The following is a 7,139-nucleotide window of genomic DNA, read 5'->3' as shown; positions in this document are numbered from 1 at the left end:
CCCCCCCCTCATGCGGCCGTTCGCAAGATCGGCCGAGAACGGAACGGGGCCGCCACGCCGGCGCTGCGCGCGTCGCGCACGGCCGGCTCCGGACCACCCTGCGCGATCGCTCAGCGCACGCGCCTCACGCCGCGCGCGAGCGCTCGATGCGCACTCCCACCCCGCGCGCGCCGCGGATCGCGCTGGGCTTGGTCAGCTTGAGCCGTACCCGGCTCACCCCGAATTCCTCGATCACGATCGCCGCGACCCGCTCGGCCAGCGTCTCGACCAGACCGAACTGCGACTGCCCCACGTACTGCGCGATACGGTCGCTGATCGCCTTGTAGTCCAGGGTATCGCCGATCGCGTCGCTGGCCGCCGGCACCCGGTTGTCGAAGTCCATTTCCAGATCGAACACCAGCGGCTGACGGATCTTGCGTTCCCAATCGTAAATGCCGATCACGGCCTCGAGCTCGAGGCCTTCGATGAAGACGTGGTCCATGGGGGCGGGGATTCGGGATTGGGGATTGGGATTGGTAGAAGCGGGGCCATGGTAGGCGGTGTAGCGGGGATTGGTGATTGAGGATTGGCAAAGGCGGGGAACGGGCAAGGCGCCAGCCATTCGCGGACCCGCTCTTGCCAATCCCCAATCCCCAATCCCGGCCCCTCAGACCTCCCGCAACAACGCCATGTCCCAGCGCGGCGTCACCTTGACCGCGGCGTCCTCGTGCTGGCCGGCTTCCAGGCGCAGTGCGCCGGCGTAGGCGATCATCGCGCCGTTGTCGGTGCAGAAGGCCGGGCGCGGGAAGCAGACCCGGCCGCCGCGCTTTTCCGCCATCGCCGCCAGCTTGGCGCGCAGGCGGCGGTTGGCGCCGACGCCGCCGGCGACCACCAGGGTGTCGCAGCCGGCCGCGTCGAGGGCGCGCTGGCACTTGATCGCCAGGGTGTCGACCACCGCGTCTTCGAAGCCGCGGGCGATGTCGGCGCGGGTCTGGTCGCTGCGGTCGCTGTTCTGCCAGGCCAGCAGGACCTGGGTCTTGAGTCCGCTGAAGCTGAAGTCCAGGCCGGGCCGGTCGGTCATCGGCCGGGCGAACTTGAACCGGCCCGGCACGCCGAGCTCGGCCTGGGCGGCCAATTGCGGTCCCCCCGGATACGGCAATCCCATCAGCTTGGCGGTCTTGTCGAAGGCCTCGCCGGCAGCGTCGTCCAGGGTCTCGCCGAGCAGGCGGTAGCGGCCGATGGCGTCGACCGCGACCAGTTGGGTGTGGCCGCCGGACACCAGCAGGGCCACGAACGGCGGTTGCGGCCGGCCCAGCGGGTCGTCCTCCATCAGCGGCGCCAGCAGGTGGCCTTCCATGTGGTGGATGGCCACCGCCGGCACGTCCAGGGCCCAGGCCAAGGCGCGGGCGACCCCGGCCCCGACCAGCAGGGCGCCGACCAGGCCCGGGCCGGCGGTGTAGGCCACCCCGTCCAGGTCTTGCGGGCGCAGGTCCGATTCGGCCAGGGTCTGGCGGATCAGCGGCAGCAGCTTGCGCACGTGGTCGCGACTGGCCAACTCCGGCACCACCCCGCCGTATTCGGCGTGCAGGGCGATCTGGCTGTAGAGGGCATGGGCGCGCAGCCCGGCCCGGGTGTCGTAGACGGCGACGCCGGTCTCGTCGCAGCTGGTCTCGATGCCGAGGACCTTCATCGGAGCACCCCGCCGGCCGCCGTTTTCTGGGAGAATGTCGCGTTCATGGGGGTGTATGTTGCACCTTCCGCAGGACCGTCGCTATAATGCGCGGCTCTCCCGGTCTGCCCGGGCCGGTTCCCTAACGAGATAACGTATGCCCAGCGTCAAAGTCCGCGAAAACGAGCCTTTCGAATTTGCCCTGCGCCGCTTCAAGCGCACCTGCGAGAAGGCCGGCGTTCTGGCCGAGACCCGCAAGCGCGAGTTCTACGAAAAGCCGACGCAGGAACGCAAGCGCAAGGCCGCGGCTGCGGTGAAGCGTCAGGCTCGCCGCGCTTCGCGCGACGTTACCAAGCGTCAGCGCCTGTACTGATCGCCCGTTCCGCGCCGCTCGGCCTCGGGTCGATGCGCGCGCGTAGCGAGCAAGAAGCCGGCCGCGCCTCGGGCGCCGCCGGCTTTTTGCGTTTCCAGCCGGGATGACGGGATGGGAGAGTCGGGATTCGCAAAGCCCGCAGCCTCCCGTTCCTTCGCCCGCCCCTGCCAATCCCCCATCCCGAATCCCCGCCCATGAGCCTCAAACAACGCCTCACCGAAGACATGAAGGCCGCGATGAAGAGCGGCGACAAGCAGTCCCTGGGCGTGATCCGCCTGATCAACGCCGCGCTCAAGCAGAAGGAAGTCGACGAGCGCATCGAGCTGGACGACACCGCGGTGATCGCGGTGCTCGACAAGATGGTCAAGCAGCGCCGCGACTCGGTCAGCCAGTACCAGGCGGCGGCCCGCGAGGACCTGGCCCAGGTCGAGCGCGACGAAATCACCGTGATCGAACGCTATCTGCCGGCCAAGCTGGGCGAGGCCGAGATCCTGGCCGTGGTCGACGCGGTCATCGCCGAGGTCGGCGCGAGCGCGCCGGCCGACCTGGGCAAGCTGATGGGCCCGCTCAAGGCCAAGCTGGCCGGCAAGGCCGACATGGGCCAGGTTTCCGCCCTGGCCAAGCAGCGCCTGGCCGGTTGAGCAGCCGTCGCCGCACAACCCGCCGCGCCTTCGCGCGCGGCCGCAGGACCCGGACGCCGCCCACGGCGGCGTCCTTCACCGGCCACGAGCGATTCTCTGGCCGCCCATCAGGAGGTGTCCCATGAAACTGCGCCATCGCGCCCGCCCCGACTGCTTTCGAGACCGCGCCCGCGGTTGAGCTCACCCGCAAGCGTCGCCAGGGCTATCCCTCCGAAACTCAGGTCGGCCGCGGCCGCCGCTTCGTCCACGGCGACAAGGAACTGGTCGAGAAGCTGGGCCGCAACGACCCCTGCCCCTGCGGTTCGGCACGGAGGTTCAAGAGAATTGCTGTCTGCACAGCGGTCGTCACGACGGCGTCGGCCGTCACGACTACCATCGCGACCGCCGCTGCGACTGAACGCGGCGCAGGCACGCGCCTGAGCATCGCCGCCACGCCCGCCTGAGCCGACCCCGGCATACTGAGGGCGACGCCGCACGCGTCGCCCTCTTCGGCCGCATGTCCCCCGACCCCAGCCCGCCCGCGCCGCCTTCCGACTCCGACGCCCCGGCCGAGCGCATCCGCGCCCTGCAGGCGCGGCTGCAGCGCAGTGCGCCGGCGCAGTTGCTGGAGCGCTTCTTCGAGTACGACCTGCTGGCCCTGGCCGCGGCGCTGTCGTTCTACACCCTGCTGTCGCTGGCGCCGCTGGTGCTGTTGCTGCTGTGGCTGACCACGGCGCTGTATCCCTCGGCGCAGGAAGAATTCTTCCGCCAGATCGGCCAATTGGTCGGCAGCGAAGTCGAGGGCACGGCGCGGCTGATCGTCGCCAATGCCGAACACCGGCCCGACACCGGGTCGCTGGCCGCCGGCTTCGGCGTGCTGGCGCTGCTGCTCGGCGCCTCGGCGGTGTTCGGCCAGTTGCAGGCGGCGCTGAACCGGGTGTTCCGCAGCGACGCCCAGCGCCTGGGCGGGGTCTTGGCCTGGCTGCGCAAGCGCCTGCTCTCGTTCGGCATGGCGATCAGCGTCGGCTTCCTGCTGGTGGTGTCGATGGCGGTGCAGGCGGCGCTGCAGCTGCTGATCGCCTACCTGCCCGACCTGCTGCCGCTGGTCGCCGGCGTCGTCTCGTTCCTGCTCTACGCGCTGGTCTTCGCCGCCATGTACCGCTGGCTGCCGGACCGGCCGGTCGGCCGCCGCCGCGCCCTGCTCGGCGGCGCCCTGACCGCGGCCATGTTCATGCTCGGCCGCAGCGCGATCGGCCTGTACCTGGGCCAGGCCAGCCTCGGCAGCGCCTACGGCCCGGCCGGCGGCCTGGTGGTGATGCTGGTATGGATGTACTACTGCGCCGTGGTGTTCCTGCTCGGCGCGCTGATCACCGCGACGCTGGAGGAACGCGCACGGCTGCGCCGGCGCCTGAGCGAGGCGCGCGCCGCCGCGTCGGCCTGAGCCAGCGGCCGCACCCGGCCACGCCCCGCCGACGCCGCGCATGGCATCCTAGGCGCCGATCCATCAAGCAACGACCGCGCCCGATGCCCGGGCGCCCCGGCATGGCGCGCATTCCCGACGGCTTCATCGACGACCTCCTCGCCCGCACCGACATCGTCGAGGTGGTCGGCTCGCGCGTGCCGCTGAAGCGGCAGGGCAAGGAGTATTCGGCGCGCTGCCCGTTCCACGACGAACGCTCGCCCTCGTTCTGGGTATCGCCGACCAAGCAGTTCTACCACTGCTTCGGCTGCGGCGCGCACGGCACCGCGATCAGTTTCCTGATGAACTACGACCGGCTCGAGTTCCTCGACGCGGTCGACGAGCTGGCCAAGCGGATCGGCGTGGAAGTTCCGCGCGACACCCGCTCGCGCAACCAGGATTCCGACACCCAGGACCTGTACACCGCGGTCGAGGCGGCGCAGCGCTTCTTCCTGCGCCAGTACGCGGCCAGCGGCAAGGCCCAGGGCTATCTCGACGCGCGCGGGGTCAGCATCGACATTCGCGACCGCTTCGGCATCGGCTACGCGCCGGACGGCTTCAACGGTCTGCGCGACGCGCTCGGCACCGATGAGCGGCGGATGAAGCTGCTCGAACGCGCCGGCCTGTTCTCCAAGAACGAAAGCGGCCGCGTGTACGACAAGTTCCGCGACCGGGTGATGTTCCCGATCCACGACCGCCGCGGCCGGGTGATCGCGTTCGGCGGCCGCGTGCTCGACAAGGAAGACGGCCCCAAGTACCTCAACTCGCCGGAAACCCCGCTGTTCCACAAGGGCCGCGAGCTGTACGGGCTGTGGCAGGTGCGCCAGGCGCACAACAAGATCCCGCGCCTGATCGTGGTCGAAGGCTATATGGACGTGATCGCGCTGTTCCAGCACGGCGTCGACACCGCGGTGGCGACGCTGGGCACGGCGACCACGCCCGATCACGCCGAGCTGCTGTTCCGCAATGCCGCCGACGTCTACTTCTGCTTCGACGGCGACCGCGCCGGCCGCGGCGCGGCCTGGAAGGCGGTGGAGTCGGTACTGCCGCGGATGAAGGACGGGCGCCAGGCCTTCTTCCTGTTCCTGCCCGACGGCGAGGACCCCGACAGCCTGGTGCGCCAGGAAGGCGCCGAAGGTTTCGACCATCGCCTGCGCGAGGCGATGCCGCTGTCGCAGTTCCTGTTCGACACGCTCGCCGCCGACGTCAATCTCAACACGCTGGAAGGCAAAGGCCGCCTGGCCGAGCGCGCCAAGCCCTTGCTGGCGCAGATTCCCGACGGGGCCTTCGGCGACCTGATGAAGCAGCGCCTGACCGAGCTGACCGGGGTCGGCGCGCGCGCCGCCGCGCCGGAAACGCATGTGCCGGCGCAGCGCGCCCACGGCGGCGGCCGCGCCGCGCCGACGCCCAAGCGCTCGCTGGTGCGCAGCGCGATCGCGATCGTGTTGCAGAAGCCCTCGCTGGCCGCGGCGTTGGCGCCGCCCTACCGCTTCGCCCAACTGCGCCAGCCGGGCATCGAACTGCTGACCGCAATCGTCGACCTGGTCCAGCAGCGGCCGGAAATCAGCACCGGCGCCCTGCTCGAGCACTTCGCCGAGCACGAACAGGCCGCCGCGCTGCAGAAGCTGGCCAGCCAGACGCTGCCCGGCAGCGACGAAACCCTGCAGCGCGAATTCCTCGATGCGATCGCCCAGCTCGACAAGCAGACCGTCGAGCAGCGCCTGGCCGAACTGCAGAGCCAGCAGCGCGAAGCCGGCCTCAACGAGGACGAAAAACGCGAGCTGCTGTCGCTGCTGCAGGCGCGCCTGGCGCGGCCCACGGCCAAGGCCTGAGCGACCCCGCTTCCTGCAGGAACGGCGCGCCGCTTTTTCCTGTAGGAGCGGCGTGAGCCGCGACCAACCGCAGCGATGATCGAAAGCGCAGTGGCCGAAGCCCGGCCATTCGGATCGCCATGGCCGCTCATGCCGGCTATCCGGGCTTCGGCCCGAACGCTTGCGCACACCGCCGCGGTGGTCGCGGCTCATGCCGCTCCTACAAACAGCCGCTAGCCCCACACCTCGCTCATCACCCGGGCGAAATTGCCGCCCAGCAGCTTGCCGATGCGCGCGTCGGAATGGCCGCGCTGCGCCAGCAGCGCGGCGATGCGCTCGAAGCGGCGGGCGTGGTTGAGCTCGGGCACGAACAGATACACGTCCTCGTGTTCGCCCGGCGCCGACACGCCCAGGCGCCGGCGCTCGCGCACCGTATCGCGGTGCATGCGCTTGTAGGCTTCGGTGAGCCGCACCGGCGACAACGCATTGTCGGTGCCGATGCCGACATGGTCCTCGCCGCAGACGCGCACCGCGTGCTCCAGATGCGCGATCACGTCGGCCGCGGTCGCCTGTCCCTGCTCGCGCAGGAACGGCATCAGATAGATCCCGACCACGCCGCCGCCTCCGGCCACCGCACGCAGCTCGGCGTCGGTCTTGTTGCGCGGCCGCTCGACCAGGGCGGCGCAGCCGGTGTGGCTGATCAGCACCGGCGCCTTCGACGCGGCGATCGCCTCCAGCGCGGTGCGGCGCCCGCTGTGGGCCAGGTCGAGCAGCAGGCGACGCTCGTTGAGGCGCTCGATCAGCTGCTGGCCGAACCGGCTCAGGCCGGCGTCGCCGGGTTCCATGCAGCCGTCGCCGGCCAGGTTGCGCAGGTTGTAGGTCAGCTGCACCGTGCGCACGCCCAGACGCTGGAAATCGTCGACCCGCTCCAGTTTCTCGCCGATCGGCGCGCTGTCCTGGAACTGGAACACGATGCCGAGCTTGCGCTCGCGATGAGCGCGCTGCAGGTCGGCGGCGTTGCGCACCGGCAGCAGCAGGTCGGGATGGCGGGCGAACTCTCGCTCCCAGTAAGCCAGATCGCGCACCGTGGACTCGTAGGCGTTCTCGTAGCGCGCCACCGGCCCGACCGTGACCTGCAGCGCGCGCAAACCGCTGTCGCGCACGTCGGCGATCACCGCCGGCGTCAACGGCGCGTCGGCCTCGCCGCCGTCGTTGCCGAGGAAGGCGC

The 7,139-nt window shown here is 70.5% G+C and carries 8 protein-coding genes; 5 read left to right on the top strand and 3 right to left on the bottom strand.

Going from position 1 to position 7,139, the window contains the following annotated elements:
* Window positions 1–124 precede the first annotated feature (124 nt).
* On the bottom strand, window positions 125–481 hold the full coding sequence (gene folB, locus TX83_RS18075; RefSeq protein ID WP_064749377.1) for a dihydroneopterin aldolase: 357 nt from the start codon (window positions 479–481) through the stop codon (window positions 125–127).
* 165 nt (window positions 482–646) lie between these two features.
* Window positions 647–1,669: a tRNA (adenosine(37)-N6)-threonylcarbamoyltransferase complex transferase subunit TsaD gene (gene tsaD / locus TX83_RS18070; RefSeq protein WP_064749376.1), complete on the bottom strand. Its 1,023-nt coding sequence runs from the start codon at window positions 1,667–1,669 to the stop codon at window positions 647–649.
* A gap of 136 nt (window positions 1,670–1,805) precedes the next feature.
* On the opposite strand from tsaD, the gene rpsU reads away from it, so the two are divergent.
* The 5 genes from rpsU to dnaG all read left to right on the top strand — a co-directional run bounded on the left by rpsU (window position 1,806) and on the right by dnaG (window position 5,932).
* Window positions 1,806–2,021: a 30S ribosomal protein S21 gene (rpsU, locus tag TX83_RS18065; RefSeq protein ID WP_031371286.1), complete on the top strand. Its 216-nt coding sequence runs from the start codon at window positions 1,806–1,808 to the stop codon at window positions 2,019–2,021.
* Window positions 2,022–2,215: 194 nt separating this feature from the next.
* Window positions 2,216–2,662: a GatB/YqeY domain-containing protein gene (locus tag TX83_RS18060; RefSeq protein WP_064749375.1), complete on the top strand. Its 447-nt coding sequence runs from the start codon at window positions 2,216–2,218 to the stop codon at window positions 2,660–2,662.
* Between the two features lie 134 nt (window positions 2,663–2,796).
* Window positions 2,797–3,105: an SEC-C metal-binding domain-containing protein gene (locus TX83_RS24260; protein WP_079248294.1), complete on the top strand. Its 309-nt coding sequence runs from the start codon at window positions 2,797–2,799 to the stop codon at window positions 3,103–3,105.
* Between the two features lie 53 nt (window positions 3,106–3,158).
* A complete protein-coding gene (locus TX83_RS18050) occupies window positions 3,159–4,082 on the top strand; it encodes a YihY/virulence factor BrkB family protein (RefSeq protein WP_064749374.1) in 924 nt (307 codons plus the stop codon).
* Between the two features lie 101 nt (window positions 4,083–4,183).
* Window positions 4,184–5,932 (top strand): DNA primase, encoded by a 1,749-nt coding sequence (gene dnaG, locus TX83_RS18045; RefSeq protein WP_064749378.1) that lies wholly within the window; start codon window positions 4,184–4,186, stop codon window positions 5,930–5,932.
* A 212-nt stretch (window positions 5,933–6,144) separates the two neighbouring features.
* On the opposite strand, the gene TX83_RS18040 is transcribed toward dnaG, so the two are convergent.
* Window positions 6,145–7,139: dipeptidase (locus TX83_RS18040; protein WP_064749373.1), on the bottom strand; the 995-nt coding region annotated here is incomplete at its 5' end.

This window comes from Lysobacter antibioticus HS124 (assembly GCF_000336385.2).
Classification (GTDB): domain Bacteria; phylum Pseudomonadota; class Gammaproteobacteria; order Xanthomonadales; family Xanthomonadaceae; genus Lysobacter; species Lysobacter firmicutimachus.
This window is presented reverse-complemented; position numbering and strand designations above follow the sequence as displayed.

What these genes read in the sequence shown, in the direction of transcription:
- dnaG (WP_064749378.1), top strand. Translation starts at nt 4,184, where the DNA reads ATGGCGCGCATTCCCGACGGCTTCATCGACGACCTCCTCGCCCGCACC.
- TX83_RS18050 (WP_064749374.1), top strand. Translation starts at nt 3,159, where the DNA reads ATGTCCCCCGACCCCAGCCCGCCCGCGCCGCCTTCCGACTCCGACGCC.
- tsaD (WP_064749376.1), bottom strand. Translation starts at nt 1,669, where the DNA reads ATGAAGGTCCTCGGCATCGAGACCAGCTGCGACGAGACCGGCGTCGCC.
- folB (WP_064749377.1), bottom strand. Translation starts at nt 481, where the DNA reads ATGGACCACGTCTTCATCGAAGGCCTCGAGCTCGAGGCCGTGATCGGC.
- rpsU (WP_031371286.1), top strand. Translation starts at nt 1,806, where the DNA reads ATGCCCAGCGTCAAAGTCCGCGAAAACGAGCCTTTCGAATTTGCCCTG.
- TX83_RS18060 (WP_064749375.1), top strand. Translation starts at nt 2,216, where the DNA reads ATGAGCCTCAAACAACGCCTCACCGAAGACATGAAGGCCGCGATGAAG.